At 67.6% G+C, this 20,394-nt stretch carries 18 protein-coding genes; 4 read left to right on the forward strand and 14 right to left on the reverse strand.

The annotated features are described in order from the left end of the window. Positions 1-117 precede the first annotated feature (117 nt). Positions 118-1,116, reverse strand: a complete 999-nt coding sequence (locus AC5RVS_RS14295; RefSeq protein ID WP_494108628.1) for a GlxA family transcriptional regulator — start codon at positions 1,114-1,116, stop codon at positions 118-120. Between the two features lie 81 nt (positions 1,117-1,197). Between AC5RVS_RS14295 and AC5RVS_RS14300 the strand changes: the two genes are divergently transcribed. Next, positions 1,198-1,365, forward strand: coding sequence for a hypothetical protein (locus AC5RVS_RS14300; protein ID WP_494108629.1), 168 nt, complete (start codon positions 1,198-1,200; stop codon positions 1,363-1,365). A 115-nt stretch (positions 1,366-1,480) separates the two neighbouring features. Here AC5RVS_RS14300 and AC5RVS_RS14305 read toward each other — a convergent pair whose 3' ends face one another. Further along, the gene (locus AC5RVS_RS14305; protein WP_494108630.1) at positions 1,481-2,038 is read right to left on the reverse strand and encodes a DinB family protein; all 558 of its coding nucleotides are present in this window, start codon (positions 2,036-2,038) and stop codon (positions 1,481-1,483) included. A gap of 248 nt (positions 2,039-2,286) precedes the next feature. On the opposite strand from AC5RVS_RS14305, the gene AC5RVS_RS14310 reads away from it, so the two are divergent. Continuing rightward, on the forward strand, positions 2,287-3,291 hold the full coding sequence (locus AC5RVS_RS14310) for a helix-turn-helix transcriptional regulator (protein ID WP_494108631.1): 1,005 nt from the start codon (positions 2,287-2,289) through the stop codon (positions 3,289-3,291). A 30-nt stretch (positions 3,292-3,321) separates the two neighbouring features. Here the strand turns inward: AC5RVS_RS14310 and AC5RVS_RS14315 are convergent, their stop codons facing one another. The 3 genes from AC5RVS_RS14315 to AC5RVS_RS14325 all read right to left on the reverse strand — a co-directional run bounded on the left by AC5RVS_RS14315 (position 3,322) and on the right by AC5RVS_RS14325 (position 6,103). Beyond that, complete coding sequence (locus tag AC5RVS_RS14315) at positions 3,322-4,110, reverse strand: ABC transporter ATP-binding protein (protein ID WP_493989231.1); 789 nt, start codon at positions 4,108-4,110, stop codon at positions 3,322-3,324. Between the two features lies 1 nt (position 4,111). Next, positions 4,112-5,011, reverse strand: a complete 900-nt coding sequence (locus tag AC5RVS_RS14320; protein ID WP_493989230.1) for an ABC transporter permease — start codon at positions 5,009-5,011, stop codon at positions 4,112-4,114. Between the two features lie 102 nt (positions 5,012-5,113). After that, positions 5,114-6,103, reverse strand: coding sequence for an ABC transporter substrate-binding protein (locus AC5RVS_RS14325; protein ID WP_494108694.1), 990 nt, complete (start codon positions 6,101-6,103; stop codon positions 5,114-5,116). Positions 6,104-6,473: 370 nt separating this feature from the next. On the opposite strand from AC5RVS_RS14325, the gene hrpA reads away from it, so the two are divergent. Further along, on the forward strand, positions 6,474-10,472 hold the full coding sequence (hrpA, locus tag AC5RVS_RS14330) for an ATP-dependent RNA helicase HrpA (protein ID WP_494108632.1): 3,999 nt from the start codon (positions 6,474-6,476) through the stop codon (positions 10,470-10,472). Positions 10,473-10,751: 279 nt separating this feature from the next. Here the strand turns inward: hrpA and AC5RVS_RS14335 are convergent, their stop codons facing one another. The 4 genes from AC5RVS_RS14335 to AC5RVS_RS14350 form a co-directional block, all read right to left on the reverse strand. After that, positions 10,752-11,180, reverse strand: a complete 429-nt coding sequence (locus tag AC5RVS_RS14335) for an HIT family protein (RefSeq protein ID WP_494108633.1) — start codon at positions 11,178-11,180, stop codon at positions 10,752-10,754. A 122-nt stretch (positions 11,181-11,302) separates the two neighbouring features. Next, on the reverse strand, positions 11,303-12,463 hold the full coding sequence (locus tag AC5RVS_RS14340) for an NAD(P)-dependent alcohol dehydrogenase (protein WP_493989227.1): 1,161 nt from the start codon (positions 12,461-12,463) through the stop codon (positions 11,303-11,305). 109 nt (positions 12,464-12,572) lie between these two features. Beyond that, on the reverse strand, positions 12,573-13,406 hold the full coding sequence (locus tag AC5RVS_RS14345; protein WP_494108634.1) for a sulfurtransferase: 834 nt from the start codon (positions 13,404-13,406) through the stop codon (positions 12,573-12,575). A 109-nt stretch (positions 13,407-13,515) separates the two neighbouring features. Further along, positions 13,516-14,175 (reverse strand): MBL fold metallo-hydrolase, encoded by a 660-nt coding sequence (locus AC5RVS_RS14350; protein WP_494108635.1) that lies wholly within the window; start codon positions 14,173-14,175, stop codon positions 13,516-13,518. A gap of 129 nt (positions 14,176-14,304) precedes the next feature. Here AC5RVS_RS14350 and AC5RVS_RS14355 point away from each other — a divergent pair, with 129 nt between their 5' ends. After that, the gene (locus AC5RVS_RS14355; protein ID WP_494108636.1) at positions 14,305-14,748 is read left to right on the forward strand and encodes a Fur family transcriptional regulator; all 444 of its coding nucleotides are present in this window, start codon (positions 14,305-14,307) and stop codon (positions 14,746-14,748) included. Here AC5RVS_RS14355 and AC5RVS_RS14360 read toward each other — a convergent pair. The 5 genes from AC5RVS_RS14360 to AC5RVS_RS14380 all read right to left on the reverse strand — a co-directional run bounded on the left by AC5RVS_RS14360 (position 14,745) and on the right by AC5RVS_RS14380 (position 20,236). Then, positions 14,745-15,638, reverse strand: a complete 894-nt coding sequence (locus AC5RVS_RS14360) for a metal ABC transporter permease (protein ID WP_494108637.1) — start codon at positions 15,636-15,638, stop codon at positions 14,745-14,747. The two genes, AC5RVS_RS14355 and AC5RVS_RS14360, sit on opposite strands and share 4 nt — an antisense overlap. A gap of 2 nt (positions 15,639-15,640) precedes the next feature. Continuing rightward, positions 15,641-16,435 (reverse strand): metal ABC transporter ATP-binding protein, encoded by a 795-nt coding sequence (locus AC5RVS_RS14365; RefSeq protein ID WP_493989222.1) that lies wholly within the window; start codon positions 16,433-16,435, stop codon positions 15,641-15,643. 112 nt (positions 16,436-16,547) lie between these two features. Then, positions 16,548-17,561 (reverse strand): metal ABC transporter solute-binding protein, Zn/Mn family, encoded by a 1,014-nt coding sequence (locus AC5RVS_RS14370; protein WP_494108638.1) that lies wholly within the window; start codon positions 17,559-17,561, stop codon positions 16,548-16,550. A 273-nt stretch (positions 17,562-17,834) separates the two neighbouring features. After that, the gene (locus AC5RVS_RS14375; protein WP_493989220.1) at positions 17,835-18,893 is read right to left on the reverse strand and encodes a hemolysin family protein; all 1,059 of its coding nucleotides are present in this window, start codon (positions 18,891-18,893) and stop codon (positions 17,835-17,837) included. Further along, entirely contained in the window at positions 18,893-20,236 is a 1,344-nt protein-coding gene (locus AC5RVS_RS14380) for a hemolysin family protein (protein WP_493989219.1), read from the reverse strand. Before AC5RVS_RS14380 ends, AC5RVS_RS14375 begins: the two co-directional genes overlap by 1 nt. Between the last annotated feature and the right edge of the window lie 158 nt (positions 20,237-20,394).

Genomic DNA, 20,394 nt, shown 5'->3' on the forward strand with positions numbered 1-20,394 from the left:
CGCCGTGACCATCCGCCGCGCGTCGCCCGACGGACTACTAAGCACACTTATGATTGTGCATGCACACCGGCCGCGGGACAAGGCCACTCCCCCGGTTGCCGGGGTGAGAACCAGCCCCTAGCCGGCCGCACTGCCTGCCGGCTGCCGCGCGCCGGCGGTGGCGCCGCTGCCACGGAAGGTGCGGCGGTAGGAGGCAGGGCTCACGCCGACGGCCTTGGCAAAATGGTGGCGCAGCAGCACCGCCTGGCCAAACCCGGTGATCCGGGCAATCTCTTCGACGTTCAGGTCCGATTCCTCCAGCAGTTCCTGCGCGCGCAGCACCCGCTGAGCGTTGATCCATGCCGCCGGCGTCGCGCCGGTCTCGGCCCGGAACCGCCGGGCGAAGGTGCGCTCGGACATGTGCACCCGGGCGGCCAGCTGGGCAACGCTTACCTCTTGGGCCAGGTTTTCGGTGAGCCACGCCAGCAGGTCTTTGAGGGTATGGCAGCCGGCCAGCGACATGGGCCGGTCAATATATTGCGCCTGGCCTCCGGCCCGGTGCGGCGGCACCACCATGTCCCTCGCGATGGCCGTCGCCACGGATGCCCCGAGTTCGGTCCGGACCAGGTGCAGGCAGGCGTCGATTCCCGCGGCCGTGCCGGCGCTGGTGATGATGCGGTCGTCTTCCACGTACAGCACGTTTTCGTCGACGTCGACCCGGGGATATTCGGCAGCCAGTTGGTGCGAGTACTGCCAGTGCGTGGTGGCGCGGCGGCCGTCCAGCAGGCCCGCTTCGGCCAGCACGAAGGCCGCCGAGCACACGGACAACACCCAGGCGCCGCGGGCATGGGCGGCACGCAGGGCCTGCAGAAGTGCTTCGGGGGCTTGGTCCATGCGCTGGTACGGTGCCACCACCACCAGGTCGGCGTCGGCGGCGGCCTCCAGTCCGAGCGGGACATTCAGGGAGAACCCCAGCTTGGTGCCGACGGTCCCCGGCTCAGGAGTGCAGATCCGGAAGTCGAACGCCGGAACGCCGGTCCCGCGGTCGGACCGGTCGATGCCGAAGACTTCGCAGACCACCCCGAATTCGAACGGGGCAGCTCCCGGAAGCACTACCAAGGCCACTTTTTTCAGCATGTCCCCAGTATGGCAGTTTTTTATGCTTTATGGTCGTTTCTGCCACTCTTTTTTGGTCGGCGGCAGGACCACCATGGAGGCATGGAACTCCTCCTGATCACCGCCCTGGCACTCCTCGTTATCACCGGTACCCTCCGGCTGATCCTCCGTGACGGACGGGGAATCACCCCGCCGGAACGCTCGCAGGCCGACTGGACGGCCGGCTCCACCCCGAGCCGCCCCTACACCGACCTCGCCCGACTGGCCTGACCCCACCCCCTGTCCGCACCGACGGCCTCCCTCCGGGAGGGACCTGCGGGGCCTGCCCCCCCCCGGCCGGCACGTCCGGCCGGGCTTGGCCCCTCGGGTCCGCCCGGTTCCGGGACTACTGGCGGTGGGCGAAGAGGTCGCGCAACAGTGCGACCTCGGCCAAATGATGAATCATTTCCCGGTTGATGTGCAGCACCAGCGTCCCCATGGAGCGATCGGCATAGGGGCCCTCGGCGGGCCCGCAGGGCAGCGCCAGCCCCTCGTCGCCGAGTGCACGGACTCCCGCAATCCAGCGCGCATAGTATTCGTCCAGCAACTCCAACGCCGCTGACGCCGTGCCCGGATAGTCGAACGATTCGTACAAGACCGGCGGACCGCCGAAGTGCGAGGCGTTCCGGCTGCCCAGCACGCCCACCAGAATGTGGCCCAGCCGCCAGGCGACAGTGGTTACCGGCGGCGGCACCGGCTCCGAAAGTGCGAAGTCGATCGTGAAATCACCGGCGCCCACCGCCATCGGTGCCGTACTCGTGCCGCGGTGGCGCACGTTCCAGCATCCCTCGGCCGGCTCCCAGAAGTATTCTTCGTCAGTGAGGCCCTCCAGCCGCGGCCGGGCCTGGGCGTCCCAATGCCAGGTCAGCTGCTCGAGCAACTCCTCGGCTGCATTGAAAGGCATGCCGGCTCCTCCCCAACGGCGGCTCCTCGGCTCCGGAGCCTGGGAGTCCATCATGCCGGGCAGCCGGCCGTTTGCCCAGAGCCGGCCACGACCCTGGCACGGCGCAGAGTTTCCCGGCGCCACCCCGGTTTGCATACCGGACAGCTCCTGTCCTCAATCAGGACTAGAGTGGCCCTGTTGCCGGAGCTACCGGCACCCGCGCGTGCTGCATGATTCCGCACGCTCCGGCTGCAGATGACAGGTGGGCCATGCTCGAAACGTCCGCGCGGCTGTTGCAGCTGCTCTCCCTGCTACAGATGCGCCGGGAGTGGACCGGCTCCGCCCTGGCCGAGCGCATGAGCGTCACCGAACGCACGGTGCGCCGCGACATCGGCAAGCTGCGCAACCTCGGTTATCCCATCAATGCGTCCCCCGGCGTCGCCGGCGGCTACCAGCTGGGCGCGGGCGCGCAGCTTCCGCCGCTGCTGCTGGACGACGACGAAGCGCTCGCCGTCGCGCTGGGCCTAGGGGCGGTGACCGCGAGCCCGGTGGCCGGCGTCGGCGAGGCCTCGCTTCGGGCGCTGACCAAACTGGAGCAGGTGCTGCCCGCGCGGCTCCGCCCCAAGTTTTCCACCCTGAAGAACGCCGTGGTCACCCTGGCCGGCCCCACCGCCGCCGTGGATCCCGAGGTGCTGACCGGGATCTCCACCGCCATTGCCGAACGGCGCGTGATCGGCTTCCGCTACGCCAAGGCAGACGGCGAGTCCGGCCGCCGTTTGGCCGAACCGTACCGGCTGGTGGACACCGGCCGCCGTTGGTATCTCGTGGCCTACGATACGGGCCGGCAGGACTGGCGCACCTTCCGGGTGGACCGGTTCGAATCGGTTCCCTCGGCCCGTGAACGCTTTGCCCCGCGGCAGCTGCCGCAGCCGGACCTGGCCGCCTACGTCCAACAATCGATCACCAGGTCCCCGTACAGGTTCGACGTGGTGGTACGGATCCACGCTCCGCTGCAGGCAGTCGCGGAGAGGATCCCGCCGAACATCGCCGTCCTGTCCGACGACGGCGGCGCCACCTTGCTGCGGGCGGGTTACGATTCGCTGGACTACCCACTGGTGGAGCTGGCCGCCACCGGCCTTGCGTTCGAAATCCTGGAGCCGGCGGAATTCCGGCAGCGCGCCGCGGAGCTCGCGGGCCGGCTGGCTGCTGCCGCCGGCACGGGAACGGCGGCCGCCCCCTACCGCATAGGTGGGACAGCCGCCGTCGTACGTTGACGCGGGCCGATGGCTCCGGGAGCGCGGACGCTACTGGAGCATGGTGCGGTCGTCGACCACGCCCTTGATCTTCTCGAACTCGTGCAGCAGATCCGGCACGGTGGCCTTCTGCTTCTGTTCCTGGTCCAGATCCAGGATGATCCGGCCCTCATGCATCATGATCAGCCGGGTGCCCAGCCGCAGCGCCTGCTCCATGTTGTGGGTCACCATCAGCGTGGTCAGGCGGTGCCGGTCGACCACTTCCGCGGTCAGGCGGCTGACCAGCTCCGCGCGCTGCGGATCGAGGGCCGCGGTGTGCTCATCCAGCAGCAGGATTTTCGGGCTGCTGAACGTGGCCATCAGCAGCGACAGTGCCTGCCGCTGGCCGCCCGAGAGCAGGCCCACCTTGGCCTTGAGCCGGTTCTCCAGCCCGAGCTCCAGCGAACGCAGCTCTTCCTTGAAGAATTCGCGCTTCTTGCGGGTCACGCCGGGGCGCAGTCCGCGGCGCTTGCCGCGTTCGTAGGCGATGGCCAGGTTCTGTTCGATGGTCATCTCCGGTGACGTTCCCGCCATCGGGTCCTGGAAGACGCGTCCGACGAAGCGGGCCCGCTGGTGGTCGGCCAGCCTGGTGACGTCCTTGCCGTCGATGCTCACCGTGCCGACGTCCGGGCGCAGCTTGCCGGAGGTGATGTTCAGGATGGTTGATTTGCCGGCGCCGTTGCTGCCGATCACCGTGACGAATTCGCCCGCGGCCAGGGACAGGTTGATCTCCTGCAGGGCAACCCGCTCGTTGACGGTGCCCGCGAAGAAGGTCTTGTGAACGTTCTTGATATCCAGCATGTCAGCCCTTCGCTCCCGTCAGGGACTTCTTCATTTTTCCGAGCCCGCCGACACGGCGAAAGACCTTCCACTGGGGCAGCACCAGCGCGATGACCACCAGCACGGCCGAGACCAGCTTCATGTCGTTCGGCTGCAGGCCGGCCTGGAGGGCCAGCTGGATGACCACGCGGTACAGCACGGAACCGAGCACCACGGCCAAGGTGGCGATCCAGATCAGGCGGGTTCCGAAGATCGCCTGGCCGATGATCACCGAGGCCAGGCCGGCCAGGATCAGGCCGATGCCCATGCCGATGTCGGCGAAGCCCTGGTACTGGGCGATGAACGCGCCGCAGACCGCCACGAGCCCGTTGGACAAGGCCAGGCCCAAAATCTTCTGGTTGTCCGTGCTGACGCCGAAGCTGCGGATCATTTGTTCGTTGTCGCCGGTCGCCTGCATGGCCAGTCCGATGTCGGTGTGCAGGAACCAGTCCATGATCACCTTCACGACCAGCGCGACCAGCAGGAAGATGGCGATGGCGCCGATGCCGCCGAGCATCCCCGACTCGCGCAGCGGGGTGATCAGGGTGTCTTCGCGCAACAGCGGCAGGTTGGCCCGGCCCATGATGCGCAGGTTGATGGAGTAGAGGGCGATCATCGTCAGGATGCCGGCCAGCAGGCCGTTGATCTTGCCCTTGGTGTGCAGCAGGCCGGTGACGGTGCCGGCAGCCATGCCGGCGATGAAGGCCAGGACGGTGGCCGTGACCGGCGGCATCCCGTTGATGATGCTGATGGCGGCGACTCCGGCGCCGGTGGTGAAACTGCCGTCGACCGTCAGGTCGGGAAAATCGAGGATGCGGAAGGTCAGGTAGACCCCCAGGGCCATGATCGCGTAGATCAGCCCAAGCTCAACCGCGGTAATCATAGGTAAAGGACCTTGGTTCTCTCGTGGCGTCGATCCGGCGGCCGGGCTGGCCGGCCGCCGGATGGACTGCGGACTTCTTCGGCTCGAGCTGGAAGTTCGGGCTTACTCGAAGACGTGGTCAGCCGTGTCGGCGTAGCCGTCCGGCAGGGTCACACCCATGCGCTTAGCGGCAGCCGGGTTGACGTAGAGTTCCAGCTCGGACTGAGTCTCCACCGGCATGGATGCCGGTTCTGCCTCGCCCTTGAGGATCTTCACTGCCATCTCGCCGGTCTGGTAGCCCAGCTTTTCGTAGTTGATGCCGTAGGTGGCCACCGTGCCGCGCTTCACCGAGTCGCCCTCGGCGGCAATCGTCAGGATCTTCTTGGACTCTGCCACCTGGATCAGGGACTCCAGGGCGGACACCACGTTGTTGTCGGTCGGTACGTAGAACGCGTCGACGTCGAGCGACTCGGCGGCCTGCTGGACTTCACCGGAGTTGGAGATTGCTGCTTCCTTGATCTCCAGGCCCAGTTCCTTGGCCGCTTCCTTGGCCCATTCCACCTGGACGGTGGAGTTGACCTCGCCCGAGGAGTAGACGATGCCCACGGACTTCGCGTCCGGGTTCAGCTCCTTGACCAGGGCCAGCTGCTCTTCGACCGGGTTGCGGTCCGAGGTACCGCTGACGTTCGATCCCGGAGCGTCCATGCTTTCCACCAGCGAAGCGGACTCCGGATCGGTGACCGCGGTGAACAGGATCGGGGTGTCGACGATGGCCTGCACTGCCGCCTGGGCGGTGGGTGTCGCGATGGCAAGGATGAGGTCCTTCTGGTCGCTGGCGAACTTGCCGGCGATGGAGGTAGCGGTGCCCTGGTCGCCCTGCGCGTTCTGCTCGTCGTAGGTCACGGTCTCGCCCTCGACGTAGCCGTTGTCGGCCAGCGCCTTCTTGAACCCCTCGCGGGCCGCGTCCAGGGACGGGTGCGAGACAATCTGGCTGATGCCGATTTCCACCGATTTGGTGCTGCCTTCGGCGGCATTGCCCTCGGTCGATCCCGCATTGCCGCACGCGGAAACAAGCAGGGCGGTGGCCAGCAGGCCAGACCCCAGGCCGAACATGGTCGAACGTTTCTTCACAATGTTCCTTTCGAATGTCCATCACGTGCCGGATAGTCCGGCACTTTTCCGCCTCGCCGCCCCTCCCCGGCGCGGCTGAAGCGGTCCGCCACACGCGGCGTCGTCATCGGCGCCGGCGGTTATGGCAGGCAACCCTGCGGGAGCGTCCTGAAGATCTTACCTGTGAACCGAGTCACATTGTCTAATCAGAACCGCGGGGTCAGGACAACCATATGAGATACGTCTCGTCCACAGGACAAATTGCCTCCGGTTGTCGCCGGATAGTTATTTTCGTCCACGGGCACGCGCCTCCCCGGGCTTCCCCTGCGGCCGGTCCGGGGCGGCCGGTCCAGCGACTAGACTGAGGTCAATCATGGCTGTGAACATCACGTACCCCGCGGCCCTGCCGGTTTCAGAGCGGCGCGAGGACATCATGGCGGCCATCGCCGCGAACCAGGTGACCGTCATCGCCGGCGAAACCGGCTCCGGCAAGACAACGCAGATCCCGAAGATGTGCCTGGAGCTGGGCCTGGGCGAGCAGGGGCTGATAGGCCACACCCAGCCCCGGCGGCTGGCGGCCCGGACGGTGGCCGAACGCATCGCCGAGGAACTGGACGTGAAGATCGGCCAGGAGGTCGGCTTCCAGGTCCGCTTCACCGGCGAAGTCGGCCGGGAAACCCGGATCAAGCTGATGACGGACGGCATCCTGCTGGCCGAGATCCAGCACGACAAACTCCTGAAGAAGTACAGCACGATCATCATCGACGAGGCCCACGAACGCAGCCTCAACATCGACTTCATCCTGGGCTATCTGAGGCAAATCCTGCCCAAGCGTCCGGACCTGAAGGTCATCATCACCTCCGCGACGATCGATCCGGACCGCTTTGCCCGGCACTTCGGCAGCGGCGACGAACCGGCGCCGGTGATCGAGGTTTCCGGCCGGACCTACCCGGTGGAAATCCGCTACCGCCCGTTGAACCAGCCGGCGGCCACCGACCCCGACAACCCGGACGTGGACGAGCTCGAAGAAGACCGCGACCCGCTCGACGCCGTCTGTGATGCGGTGGACGAGCTGTCCCTGGAGGCGCCGGGCGACATCCTGGTCTTCTTCTCCGGCGAGCGCGAAATCCGCGATGCCGCCGACGCCCTCACGGCCAGGATCAAGACCAACCGCAGGCTGGCCGGCACCCAGATCCTGCCCCTGTATGCCCGGCTGTCGCTGGCCGAGCAGCATCGTGTCTTCTCCCCGGGCGGCCAGCGCAGGATCGTGCTGGCCACCAACGTGGCCGAGACGTCGCTGACCGTTCCGGGCATCAAGTACGTGATCGACACCGGCACGGCGCGCATCTCCCGCTACTCGCACCGGACCAAGGTCCAGCGGCTGCCGATTGAGCGCATCTCGCAGGCCTCGGCCAACCAGCGCTCGGGCCGCTGCGGCCGGGTGAGCGACGGCATCGCCATCCGGCTCTACTCCGAAGAGGACTACGAGTCCCGGCCCGAGTTCACCGACCCCGAGATCCTGCGCACGAACCTGGCCGCGGTCATCCTGCAGATGACCGCCATGGGCGTGGCCCGCGGCCCCAAGGACATCGAAGCGTTCCCGTTCGTGGAGCCGCCCGAGTCCCGCGCGATCAACGACGGCGTCACCCTCCTGCGCGAACTCGGTGCCTTGCCCGAGCCCGGCGCCAAGGGAGCGCCCGCGGCGAAGGCGGGGCTCACCGCCGTCGGACGCAAACTGGCGCAACTGCCGGTGGACCCGCGGCTGGGCCGCATGATCGTGGAAGCGGGCCAGCGCGGCTGCGTGCGCGAGGTGATGGTCCTGGCGGCGGCGCTGACCATCCAGGACCCGCGGGAACGTTCCCATGGGGACAATGCGGCCAAGCAGCAGCAGGCCAACGAGAAGCACAAGCGCTTCGTGGACGAGAAGTCCGACTTCACCGGCATCCTGAACCTGTGGCGGTACCTGCAGGAGCGGCAGCAGGAGCTCTCCTCCACCCAGTTCCGCAAACTGTGCCGCACCGAGTTCATCAACTACCTGCGGGTCCGGGAGTGGCAGGACCTGTTCGCGCAGCTACGCCAGTTGGCCAAGCCGCTGGGCATCTCCCTCGAATCGGGGGATGTCGACCCCGTGGGCAGGCACGACGACATCCATAAGTCCCTGCTCGCCGGCCTGCTCAGCCACATTGGCGTCTACGAGGAGCGCAAGCGCGAATACGCCGGCGCGCGCGGCACCCGGTTCGCCATCTTCCCCGGCTCGGCGCTGTTCAAGAAGTCGCCGGACTGGGTGATGGCCGCCGAGCTGGTGGAAACCTCCCGGCTGTGGGCCAGAGTGGCGGCTAAATTCGATCCCGCCTGGGCCGAAGAGATTGCCCCGCAGTTGTGCAAGCGCACGTATTCGGAGCCGCACTGGTCCAAGAAGATGGGCTCCGTGATGGCCTACGAGAAGGTCACCCTGTACGGGGTGCCGATCGTCCCGCAGCGCCGGATCCAGTACGGCAGGATCGACCGGGAACTCAGCCGCGAGCTGTTCATCCGCCATGCCCTGGTGGAGGGCGACTGGCACACGCACCACAAGTTCTTCCACCGCAACCGCAAGCTGCTGGCCGAGGTCGAGGAACTGGAGACCCGGATGCGCCGCCGCGACCTGCGCGTGGACGACGAAACGCTGTTCGAGTTCTACGACGAGCGGATCGGCCCCGAGGTGGTCTCCGAACGCCACTTCGACAAGTGGTGGAAGGACGCCCGGGCGGAAAATCCGGCGCTGCTGGATTTCGATCCGGACGCCGTGCTGGCCGCCGACGCCGAGGAACTGGACACCTCGGCGTTCCCGAAGACCTGGCAGCAGGGGACCTTCGAACTCCCGTTGAGCTACGAATTCTCGCCGGTGGCATTGGGGGCAACCCCGGACCCGTCCGACGGCGTGACGGTACACGTGCCGGTGCTGTTCCTCAACCAGCTGGACGCAGCCCCGTTCCGCTGGCAGATCCCGGGCCTGCGGGTGGAGCTGGTGACCGCGCTGATCAAGTCGCTGCCCAAACAGGTCCGCAAGAACTTCGTTCCGGCCCCCGACGTTGCCCGGAGCGCGGCGGCGGCCCTGGCGGCGGACTTTGATCCCGCCGAAGATGAACTGGAGCCCGCGCTGGAGCTGGTGCTGCGCCGGTTGAAGGGGCACATCATCCCGCCCGGCTCCTGGAACTGGGACGCCGTGCCGCCGCACCTGCGCATGGCGTTCCGCGTGCTCGACGGCAACGGCAAGGTGCTGGACGAGGCCAAGGACCTGGCCCGGCTGCAGCAGGATTTTGCGCCGGCCAACCGGCGGGCCATCGCCGAGTCGCTGGGCGCGACGCCCAAGACCGCCCAGCCGTCGCCGGGTGAGCGCCGCGGCGCCCCCGGCAAGAAGCGCGGCGGCGGCAAGGGCTCCGCCGCCGGCGCGGCCGGCACCGGTGCGGCCCCCGCTGCCGGGACACCGGCGTCGGGCACTTCTGGGCAGGCCGTCACGGGCCTGCAGGAACGCAGCGGCCTGACCGCTTGGCCGGACGGCGACCTGCCCCGCGAGGTCAGGCGCGAGGTGGCCGGGCACACCGTGACCGGGTATCCGGCCCTGGTGGACGAAGGCAGCACCGTCGGTGTCCGCGTCTACCAGACGCCGGCCGGCCAGCAGGCGGCCATGCGCTCGGGCATCATCCGGCTGCTGGTGCTGCGGGTGCCCTCGCCGCAGCGGTACGTGCTGGACCACCTGAACAATACGGAGAAGCTGACGTTCACGCAGAACCCGCACGGTTCGGTGGCGTCGCTGATCGACGACTGCACGCGGGCCGCGGTGGATAAGCTGGTGCCGGCCGAACTGCCGTTCACCCGGGCCGGCTTCGACGCACTGTACGAGCAGGTCCGCGCGGAACTGATCGACACCGTCTTCACCGTGACCGCCACCGTGGAGAAGATCCTCTCCAGCACCCGGCGGATCCAGAAGGAGCTGAAGTCCAACGCCAGCCTGGCCCTGATCAGCCCGCTCTCCGACGTCAAGAGCCAACTGGAGCAGCTGGTCTTCCCCGGATTCGTGGCGGCTACGGGCTACGCGCAGCTCAGCCAGCTGCCGCGCTATCTGGAGGGGATCGAGCGCCGGCTGCAAAAACTGCCGACTGCCGTGGGCCGGGACGTGCAGCACATGGCCGTCGTGCAGCGGCTCGAAGACGAGTACGACGACGCGCGGGCGGCGCTGAAGCCCGGCAACCTGGACGGCTCGGGGCTGGACAGGGTTCGCTGGATGCTGGAAGAACTACGGATCAGCTTCTTCGCGCAGGAACTCGGCACCGCATATTCGGTGTCCGAGAAGCGCGTCCGAACTGCCCTGAACGAGGCCCTCGCCGGCTGACGCAGGGCACCGTCCGTGTCACCGCGGCGAGGACAGGGGCCGGCCGCCAAGTCATCGCCCGCTGACCCTGACCTGGGCACCAGGACAGGGTCTGGCTGCCAAGACAGGGGTTATTGACCCTGTCCTCGAGGACAGGGGTGGACTTCGAGGGCGGGCCTCGTGAACTGAGGCACTCTCGCAAAGGGTTGCCACCCGCGCCGCGCGCTCGTTCCCGCCCGTGCAACGTCGCCGTCCCCCGCCGCGCCCAGACTCCCACGCGGCAGGAAGCGGCGTTCCGCGTCAGTCGGCGGGGACGACGTCCCCGTGGCCGGCCTCGCGCAGCGCCGCCCGGATGCGTTTGGCTGATTCGTCCATCACGTCCGGGGCCGGGTCCCGCTGGGCCCGCTTGAAGTCGAACTCGGCCTCCGAGTTGGAGGGCCAGACGTGCAGGTGCAGGTGGTTCACCTCGAACCCGGCGATGATCAGGCCGGCACGGGCGGCGCCGAACGCATCCACCTGGGCCTTGCCGATGGCCTGGGCGACCGCGGTGAGTTTCTGCAGCAGGTCGGTCGGGGCGTCGGTCCAGCGGTCCACTTCCTGCCGCGGCACCACCAACGTGTGCCCGTCCGCGAGCGGGCCGATGCTCAGGAACGCCACCACGTCGTCGTCCTTCCAGACGAAGCGGCCGGGAATCTCGCCGTCGATGATCTTGGTAAAGATGGTGCTCATGTACGCAATCCTTGTCGGTTGGGGTTACTCGGGGTCAGTAGGAGTCGGTCAGGCTCCCGTCGGCCCGGCGCCTCGGTGCGGTCACGGCCCGGCCAGTCGATCCATCACGGTCAGCGCATCATTCAGCGGTTCAGCGTGGCGATGTCCAGGACAAACCGGTAGGCAACGTCGCCGGCCACCATGCGGTCATAGGCTTGGTCGAGGTCCGGCGCGCCCACCAGTTCGATGTCGGCCGTGATCCCGTGTTCGGCACAAAAGTCCAGCATCTCCTGGGTCTCGGCTATACCGCCGATCTTCGAGGCGCCGTAGGCAACACGCTCGCGCATCAGCAGGTTGACCGGCACCGGCGGCATCGGCTCGGGCGGCACGCCCAGTTGGATCAGCGCGCCGTCGCGGCGGATTGCCCGCAGGTACGGGGCCAGGTCGTGGGCTGCGGCCACCGTGTCGATGACCAAGTCAACGCTGCGCCGGGCTGCCGCGAGCGCCTCGGCGTCGCCGGTCACCACCACGTGGTCGGCACCGAGCGCGCGGGCCGAGTCGGCCTTGTTAGCCGAACTGGTGAAGACGGTCACCGACGCCCCCATGGCCTTCGCCAGTTTGACCGCCATGTGACCCAGCCCGCCCAGGCCCACAACGCCCACGGAGTCGCCGGCTTCGACGCCGAAGTAGCGCATGGGTGAGTACGTGGTGATGCCGGCGCAGAGCAAGGGGGCTGCGGCGGCGGGGTCGAGTTCCGGGGGCACGCGCAGCACGAAGTTTTCGTCGACGACGACGGACGTCGCGTACCCGCCCTGCGTCACCTCGCCGCCATGGCGCCGGTCGCGGGCGCCGTACGTGCCCACCGCGCCCTTGTCGCAGTACTGTTCAAGTCCTTCCCCGCAGGCGGAGCAGTCGCGGCAGGAATCCACCATACAGCCCACGCCCACCAGATCGCCGACGGCATGCAGGGTGACGTCCTGGCCGATGGCCGTGACCCGCCCAACGATCTCGTGGCCGGGCACAAGCGGGTATTCGATCTCGCGCCACTCGCCGCGGACCGTGTGGACATCCGAGTGGCAGAGGCCGCAGAAGGCGACGGCGATCTCCACGTCGTGCGGTCCGGCGGCGCGGCGTTCAATCTGCAGCGCGACCATTCCGGAACCGGGCCCCGTCACTCCATAGGCCGCCGCCGTCCTCATACTGCTCCTCGGTGTCTGCAGGTCTGCTGCCGCGAGGGCCTGCTGCTCCTGCTCAGGTGAAAGCGGTTTCCCCAGCGGCGGCGGTGCCGGACGGCCAAGTGTCATGGGCCTGACGCTACCGTTTGCTGCTTCGCCATGCCACCACGGCACACCGAGTGTGACGCTTCGGGTGCGTAGGTGCACGGCGCCTGGCCGCGGCTGATCCGGCGGCCGATTACGGCACGCTCCCGGTAGCTACCGGCAGTTCCGGATGTCCGCACCACTGGGACCAGGAGCCCGGGAAAAGGGCTGCGTCGATGCCAGCCTCGGCCAAAGCCGCAACCTGATGGGCGGCGGTGATGCCCGAGCCGCAGTAGACGGCCACCTTCCGTCCTTCCGCCCCCAGTTCCCTGAACCGTGCCGCGAGTTCCGTGGGCGGCAGGAAGCGCCCGTCCGGGGCCAGGTTGGCCGTGGTCGGTGCGCTGACGGCGCCGGGGATGTGGCCGGCCCGGGGGTCCACCGGCTCCAGCTCGCCGCGGTAACGCTCGGCTGCCCGGGCATCAAGCAGCAGCGAGGTACTCGCGAAATCCAGCACGTCGTCCAGTTCAAGCCTGGGCATCCTGCCGCTGCCCAGTTCGACGTTGCCCAGGCAGGCCAGCTCGTCGCCGCTGTCCAGTTCATACCCTTTGCCGCGCCAGGCGGCGAGCCCGCCGTCGAGCAGGTAGACGGAGTCGAAGCCGCCGTCGCGCAGCAGCCACCACACGCGGGCCGCGGACATGCCGCCGTTGTCGTCGTACGCAACGACGACGTCGTCGTTGTTGATGCCCCAATCGCGTGCGGCCTCACGGAAGGCCTCCGGCTCCGGCAGCGGATGGCGCCCGCCGGCCGGCGTCGGCGCCGACGCCAGCTGCGAGGGCAGGTCCACGTAGACGGCACCGGGAATGTGGGCCTGGCGGTAGTGGCTGTGGCCGGCGTCGTCGCCGAGCTTCCAGCGCACATCGAGCAGTACGGTGCGCTGTCCGGAGATCATCCGTTCACGCAGTGTCTGCACGTCCATCAGAGTCCTCATGAGATCTCCTCCTGACTGCTGGCGGGCGTCGTTGCCCGCCGGTGTCCCGACAGTCCATCACAGCAGCAGGTATTGGGCCAAGCGGCCCCGCCCAACCTTCACCCGGCGGTCAGTCCAGCTCCACGCTGTCCCCCGGCGACAGGTGCCGGTAACTGGTGCCGTAGTGGCCGCCGATCCGCTCCACGTGCTTCTCCACCAACGGCAGGCCGCGGTCGCTCAGCCCGGCGTCATGGATTGGGTAGGCATACTCCGCCCGCATCGCGGTCACGAAGTCGATCACCTCGCCGGTCTTCGACCAGGGCGCGTGCACGGGCACCAGGACTATCCTGACGTCAAGCCCGTGCGGGACGATGAAGGAATCGCCCGGATGGTACAGGCTGTCATTGATGACGTAGCCGATATTGGCGACCACCGGGATGTGCGGATGAATCAGGGCGTGCTGGCCGCCGAAGGTGCGGATGCGGAACCCGGGCACCTCGAACTCCGTCTCCGGTTCGGCGGTATGGATCCGCCCGGATGCTCCCGGGGCGAGCGCCCGGAGGTCGGCAGCCACGGAGTCCGGGGCATACAACTGCATACCGTCCGCCGCTGCCAGCAGGCCCGGAACCCGGTCCTGGTCGATGTGGTCCGCATGCCCGTGGGTCACCAGGACGGCGGTAGCCCCTTCGAGGGCCTGCTCCACTTCCGAAAAGTTGCCGGGATCGATCACCAGGACGTGGCCGTCCTGCTCAAGCCGGACGCACGCGTGGGTGAATTTTGTCAGCTTCATGGAACACACCCTAGCCGCGCGCGGCGGCCGGCGTCCCGGCGGTCCGGCCTGCCCCGGCAATCAGGCCTGCTGGTAGGCTGGGATGCAGCCTACGGGTGCCAGTATCAACAGCGAGGAGCCGAAGCGGACATGTCCGTTCCTTCAGCGAAACCGCAGGCGCAGCGCCGCGGTACGGAACAGCGGGTAACCCGCCAGCGCGTGGCCGTGGCCGCCGCCTTGGACAGCCTGGAGGACTTCGTCAGCACGCAGGAACTGCACCGGTTGCTGCAGGACCGCGGCGATTCGGTCTCGCTGGCCACCACGTACCGGATTTTGCAGGCCATGGCCGACGACGGGCAAGTGGACGTGATGCGCAGCGGCGAGGGCGAAGCCGTTTACCGGCGCTGCGCCGTCGAGCACCACCATCACCACTTGCTCTGCCGGACCTGCGGCAAGACCGTGGAAATTGAAGCTCCGGCGGTGGAGCAATGGGCGGCCCGGATGGCGGCGGAGCACGGCTTCACCCAGGTTGCCCACACCGTGGAAATGTACGGGCTGTGCCCGGAATGCAGCGCCGCCCCCGGCAGCGCTTAACCGGCGGTAACCCTTACCGCGGCCACGTCGCGCCGCCCCACCTTGCCGCGCCGTTGCCGCCGCGCCCCGGCCATCCGGCAGACCACGTAGATCAGGAACGAGATCGTCGTGACGTAGGGGCTGATGGGCAGGCTGCCGCCCAGGGCCAGCAGGATCCCGCCAACCACAGCGGTCACCGCGAACGCCACGCTCAACAGCACGACCACGCGCGGCGAACTGCTCACCCGGAGCGCCGCGGCCGCCGGCGTGATGACCAGGGACAGCACCAGCAGGGCACCGACTACCTGGATGGACAGCGCCACGGCCAGTCCCAGCAGGAACATGAACACGATCGCCAGGGCACCCACCGGCACTCCGCGGGCCTCGGCCAGGTCCGGGTCGGCACTGGCGAAGGTCAGCGGACGCCAGATGGCCATAAGCCCCAGCACGACCACGGCTGAACCTGCGGTGAGAAGGTTCAGCTGCACCGTGTCCACGGACACGATCTGCCCGGTCAGCAGGCCGAACTTGTTCGCCGAGCGGCCCTCATAGAGCGAGAGGAACAGGATCCCCAAGCCCAGCCCGAAGGACATGATCACGCCTGTGATCGAATTCCGGTCCCGCGCCCGCATGCCCAGCATGCCCAGGACCACGGCCGCGATCACCGAGCCCACCAGCGAACCGAACACCACATTGGCGCCGATCAGCAATGCGAATGCCGCCCCGGCGAAGGACAGTTCGGCGATGCCGTGCACGGCAAAGGCGAGGTCCCGCATCATCACGAACACGCCGATCAGGCCGCCGACCAGGCCCAGGACGGCGCCGGCAATCAGCGAGTTGCGCACCAGCGGCAGCAGGTCACCGTAGTCGTTGAAGTTGAAGACCGCATCCAGCAGCTCCGATGGATCCATGCCTACACCACCTCGCCGTGGCGGTGGGTGGTGGCGTCGGGAAGGCCCACCACGATGATCCGGCCCTGGTTGTGGATCACTTCGACATGGCTGTTGTACATGTTCGACAGCACCTCGGTGGTCATCACTTCTTCCGGCGTGCCAACGCGGAACTGGCCGCCGGCCAGGTAGAGGACCCGGTCCACATAGTCGATGATCGGGTTGATTTCGTGCGTGACGAAGACGACCGCGCTGTTCCTTTCATGGCACTGCCTGTTGATCATGGAGCTCACGGCCTGCTGGTGGTGCAGGTCCAGCGAGAGCAAGGGCTCGTCGCAGAGCAGCACCCGGGGATCGGAGGCCAGCGCCTGGGCCGCGCGCAGCCGCTGTTGCTCGCCGCCGGACAGCTGTCCTACCGGGGCTTCCGCGTAACCGGAGGCGCCCACCATCTGCAGCAGTTCGTCCACCCGCCGGCGATGCTTGCGGCCGTTCAGCCGCATGCCCCACCGGTGTCCGTCCAGGCCCAGGCCCACCAGGTCGCGGGCCCGCAGCGGAGTCTCCGGCGCGAAGGTCTTTTGTTGGGGAATGTAGCCGATGTCCCGGCTGCCGCGTTCCAGCGGCCGGCCGTTGACCTCGGCCATGCCATGGCTCAGCGGCTGCAGGCCCAGCAATACGCGCAGGAAGCTGGTCTTGCCGGAGCCGTTGGGGCCCAGCACCGCGAAGAACTCCCCCGGGTTGATGGTCAGGTCGAGGTCATGCCACAGCACGCGCTGGCCGAAGGACAGCGAGGCACCCTGCAAGCGGACGGCGGGGGTCATGGCAGTGTTCCTTGAAGCTTCCGTGCTGCGCAGCGCGCAAAGGGGACGCGGGGGCACTTGAGGCATCCGGCTTGGACTGCCTCAGTTAACCACATCCCGGCGGCCTGGCCGGTCACGCGCGCAGCGCCTGGTCCACCGATTCCAGGTTCTCCGCCATCCAGGCCAGGTAGTCCTGATCTGCGGGCAGGGTCTCGGTGAAGTTTAGGACGTCGATGCCCGCCTTCTCCGCCAGTTGGCGCAGGCGCTGTGTCTGTGGGCCTTCGGTCTGTTCGTTGTAGGCGACGAACCGGACCGACCCGCCGGTGATCAACTCCTCGGCTTCCCTCAGTGCTGCCGGGGCGGCATCGCTGCCTTCCTCGGCCGCCTCCATGAAGCCGGCCGGGGTCTTGTTCTCCAGTCCCAGCGCATCGAAAAAGTGCAGCGGCACAGGATCTGTGGCCGCTACGGCTTCCCCGCCCGCCGTGGAAGCAAGTTCGTCCATGTCGTTTTGGAGGCCCTCGATCCCGGTACGAAACTGCTCGGCATTGGCCCGGAAGGTTTCGGCCTGCTCCGGGTCCAATGCCGAGAGCTTCTCCGCGATGGCCTCCGCAATGGCGGCCATGGTGGGCAGGTCGTACCAAACGTGTTCATTGAAGCCGCCATGGCTGTGGTCCGCGTGGCTGCCGTCCTCCGCGTGCCCCGCGTCGCCGCCGTTCGTGCGCTCCGCGTCCGCGTCGTCTCCGTGGGCATGCCCTGCTTCGGCACCCTCTGCTCCAGACAGCGGCGACAACTCCACCGCAGTGATGACGTAGTTGTGGTCGACGCCGGTCTCGTCCGCCAGCGTGTGCATGAAGGTGTCGTAGCCCCCGCCGTTTTCCAGCAGCAGGTCGGCCTGGGAGATCGCCAGCTTGTCCCGAGCCGTTGCTTCATAGGAGTGCGGGTCCTGGGCCATTCGATCGATGATCGATGTGACGTCGACGTGCTCGCCGCCGATCGTTTGGGCCACGTCGCCGTAGACATTGGTGGAAGCGACCACGCTCAGCTTGCCGTCACCTTCGGTCTCTCCCCCTGCAGCGGCGCAGCCGGACAGCAGCACCGCCGCGGCGGCCAGTCCTGCCAATACAGGAGCGGTACGTGAGTGCCTCACGGGCAACCTCGGTTCTACTCATAATGAGAATCAGTAACAATAAGGGTTTTCAGCTTAGCGCAGTTGCGAACGGTTCGCATTCGGCTCGGGCGCGGGACACCCTTTCGCTCCGCGCGGCAGGGCGCGGGCGCGGGCACGAGCACCACCCTTCCGCTCCACGCGGCAGGGCGCGGGCGCGGGCGCGGGCACGAGCACCACCCTTCCGCTCCACGCGGCAGGGCGCGGGCGCGGGCACGGACGCGGGGCAATCTTCCCGCCCCGCGCCCGCGGGGGCTATTCGCCGGTCCGGCGCAGTCCCTGGGCCTGCGTTTCATCGCGGATCTCGCCCACCAGCACTTCCAGGACGTCCTCGAGGAACAGCACGCCGTGCGTACTGCCGTCGGATCCCAGCACGCGGGCCAAGTGCGATCCGGTGCGCTGCATGACGGCGAGCGCGTCCTCGATTTCGTCATCGAGCGCCAGATTGGCCAGGGTGCGGACCTTGGTGACCGGAATCGTCTTGTTGAGCCTGTCCTCCGGGATGGTCATCACATCCTTGAGGTGCAGGTACCCGGTGAGGTTGTCGTTGGCATCGGCCACGGCAAAGCGGGAGAATCCGGTCCGTCCCACCGCGCGTTCGAACTGCTCCGGCGTGGTGTCGACCCCGATGGTGACCAATTGGTCAAGCGGCACCATCACGGCGGCAGCGGTCACTGCCGAAAACTCCAGCGAACTGGAGATCAGCCCGGCGTCGTCGTCGACCAGTCCGTGCCTGGTGGACTCCTGCACAATGGACTGGACCTCCTCCAGCGTGAACGTGGAAGAGACCTCGTCTTTCGGCTCGATCCGCACGGCCCGCAGCAAGTGGTTCGCGGTCCAGTTCAGGGTGGAGATCACCGGCCGCACCACCTTGGAGACCGCCACCAGCGGCGGAGCCAGCAGCAGCGCGGCCTTGTCGGCCATGGACACGGACATGTTCTTCGGGACCATCTCGCCGAAGGTCACGTGCAGGAACGTCACCAGCAACAGCGCCACGGCAAACGAGATGCCGTAGGAAATCTCGTGCGGAATGCCCAGCCACCCCTCCAGCGGCAGCAGCAGCAGCTCCTTGATCGCCGGCTCGGCCACGTTCAGGATCAGCAACGAACACACGGTAATGCCCAGCTGCGCGCAGGCCAGCATCAGGGAGACGTGCTCCATGGCCCAGAGCGTGGTCTTGGCGCGCTTGGATCCGCTGTCGGCCAGCGGCTCGATCTGGCTGCGGCGGGCGGACATGACGGCGAATTCGGCGCCCACGAAGAACGCATTCGCGAGCAGCAGCACTACCAGCCAGAAAATACCCATGGCGGCCATCAGAGCGCACCTCCCGCGATGCCGGTCTCAGGAAGCACGGCACCCGTTGCCGGACTGGGGATGAAACGGACGCGGTCCACCCGCCGTCCGTCCAACCGCTCGACTTCCAGCGTGCCGCCGTCCACGGGCACCGTGTCGCCAACCACCGCAATCCTGCCCAGCTGCGCCATGATGAAGCCGCCGACCGTTTCGTAGCTGGCCCCGTCGGGCACGGTCAGCTCCGGGATTTGCTCGCTGACCTCGTCCGGACGCATCAGGCCCGGGAAGTACCAGTTTCCGGTCGCGCTCTGCAGCACGCCCGGCTTCACCCGGTCGTGCTCGTCAGCGACTTCGCCAACAATCTCTTCCACCAGGTCTTCCAGCGTCACCACCCCGGCGGTGCCGCCGTACTCGTCGAGCACCACGGCGAACTGAAGGTTTGCGGCCCGCAGCTCCGAGAGCAGCGAATCCAGATGCACCGTCTCGGGCACGCGCAGCACGTCGGTCATGATGGTGGCCGCGGCCAGATGCGGACGCTTCCTGCGCGGCACGCCGATCGCCTTTTTGATGTGCGCGACGCCGCGGACGTCGTCGGGGGAATCGCCGAGCACCGGGAACCGGGAGTAGCCGGTTCGGCGGGCAGCGGCGATGAGGTCGGCCACGGTCTGGTCCGCGTCGATAAACTCCACCCGGATGCGCGGCGTCATCACGTCGGCTGCGGTTCTGCCGGAGAACGACAAGGTCTTGGCGAGGAAGTTCGCGGTCCCGGCATCCAAGGTGCCCATTTCCGCGGAGCGGCGTACCAGCGATGCCAGCTCGGACGGCGTGCGGGCACCGGAAAGCTCTTCCTTGGCCTCCAGCCCGAACAGGTGCAGCACCTTGTTGGCGAAGCCGTTGAGCATCAGCACGAAAGGCTTGAACACCGCGGTGAAGATCAGCTGCGGACGGGCCACCAGCTTGCCGACTGCCATCGGCAGGGCAATGGACGCATTCTTGGGCACCAGTTCGCCCAGCAGCATGGAGAGGAGGGTGGCGATCACCATGGCGATCACCGCACCGACCGGCTGGATGACGGCGTCGGCCAGTCCCAGCGCGGTCAGCGACGGACGCAGCAGCGAACTGATGGCCGGTTCCATCAGGAAACCGGTCAGCAGCGTGGTGAGGGTGATGCCGAGTTGGCAGCTGGAGAGCTGCGTGGAGAGGGACTTCAGGCATTTCATCAGCGGCACTGCGCCGCGGTCGCCTTTGTCGATGGCGCGTTGCACAGTGGGCTGGTCAAGGGCCACCAAAGCGAATTCCACGGCGACAAAAAAGCCGGTGCCGAGGATCAGCAGCATGCCGGCGGCGATTTGGATCCATTCCATCTAGCTCGCCACCGCCCTGGACTTCAGGCGGTCCGATGGACCTGGCGGGGGTTCGTCCGAGCCCGGACTAGGAGGCTCCTGACCGGCCGCGCGGGCGGCAAGTGTGTGATGGGCACGTGCACGGGATTTGCCGGTGCTGGGTGACGCCTCGCACGCGG

The sequence above is a fragment of the Arthrobacter sp. Y3221048 genome (assembly GCF_059092685.1).

Excerpts from the sequence above, each read along its gene's own strand:
- AC5RVS_RS14295 (WP_494108628.1), bottom strand. The coding sequence starts at position 1,116 with ATGCTGAAAAAAGTGGCCTTGGTAGTGCTTCCGGGAGCTGCCCCGTTC.
- AC5RVS_RS14300 (WP_494108629.1), top strand. The coding sequence starts at position 1,198 with ATGGAACTCCTCCTGATCACCGCCCTGGCACTCCTCGTTATCACCGGT.
- AC5RVS_RS14305 (WP_494108630.1), bottom strand. The coding sequence starts at position 2,038 with ATGCCTTTCAATGCAGCCGAGGAGTTGCTCGAGCAGCTGACCTGGCAT.
- AC5RVS_RS14310 (WP_494108631.1), top strand. The coding sequence starts at position 2,287 with ATGCTCGAAACGTCCGCGCGGCTGTTGCAGCTGCTCTCCCTGCTACAG.
- AC5RVS_RS14315 (WP_493989231.1), bottom strand. The coding sequence starts at position 4,110 with ATGCTGGATATCAAGAACGTTCACAAGACCTTCTTCGCGGGCACCGTC.
- AC5RVS_RS14320 (WP_493989230.1), bottom strand. The coding sequence starts at position 5,011 with ATGATTACCGCGGTTGAGCTTGGGCTGATCTACGCGATCATGGCCCTG.
- AC5RVS_RS14325 (WP_494108694.1), bottom strand. The coding sequence starts at position 6,103 with ATGTTCGGCCTGGGGTCTGGCCTGCTGGCCACCGCCCTGCTTGTTTCC.
- hrpA (WP_494108632.1), top strand. The coding sequence starts at position 6,474 with ATGGCTGTGAACATCACGTACCCCGCGGCCCTGCCGGTTTCAGAGCGG.
- AC5RVS_RS14335 (WP_494108633.1), bottom strand. The coding sequence starts at position 11,180 with ATGAGCACCATCTTTACCAAGATCATCGACGGCGAGATTCCCGGCCGC.
- AC5RVS_RS14340 (WP_493989227.1), bottom strand. The coding sequence starts at position 12,463 with ATGACACTTGGCCGTCCGGCACCGCCGCCGCTGGGGAAACCGCTTTCA.
- AC5RVS_RS14345 (WP_494108634.1), bottom strand. The coding sequence starts at position 13,406 with ATGAGGACTCTGATGGACGTGCAGACACTGCGTGAACGGATGATCTCC.
- AC5RVS_RS14350 (WP_494108635.1), bottom strand. The coding sequence starts at position 14,175 with ATGAAGCTGACAAAATTCACCCACGCGTGCGTCCGGCTTGAGCAGGAC.
- AC5RVS_RS14355 (WP_494108636.1), top strand. The coding sequence starts at position 14,305 with ATGTCCGTTCCTTCAGCGAAACCGCAGGCGCAGCGCCGCGGTACGGAA.
- AC5RVS_RS14360 (WP_494108637.1), bottom strand. The coding sequence starts at position 15,638 with ATGGATCCATCGGAGCTGCTGGATGCGGTCTTCAACTTCAACGACTAC.
- AC5RVS_RS14365 (WP_493989222.1), bottom strand. The coding sequence starts at position 16,435 with ATGACCCCCGCCGTCCGCTTGCAGGGTGCCTCGCTGTCCTTCGGCCAG.
- AC5RVS_RS14375 (WP_493989220.1), bottom strand. The coding sequence starts at position 18,893 with ATGGCCGCCATGGGTATTTTCTGGCTGGTAGTGCTGCTGCTCGCGAAT.
- AC5RVS_RS14380 (WP_493989219.1), bottom strand. The coding sequence starts at position 20,236 with ATGGAATGGATCCAAATCGCCGCCGGCATGCTGCTGATCCTCGGCACC.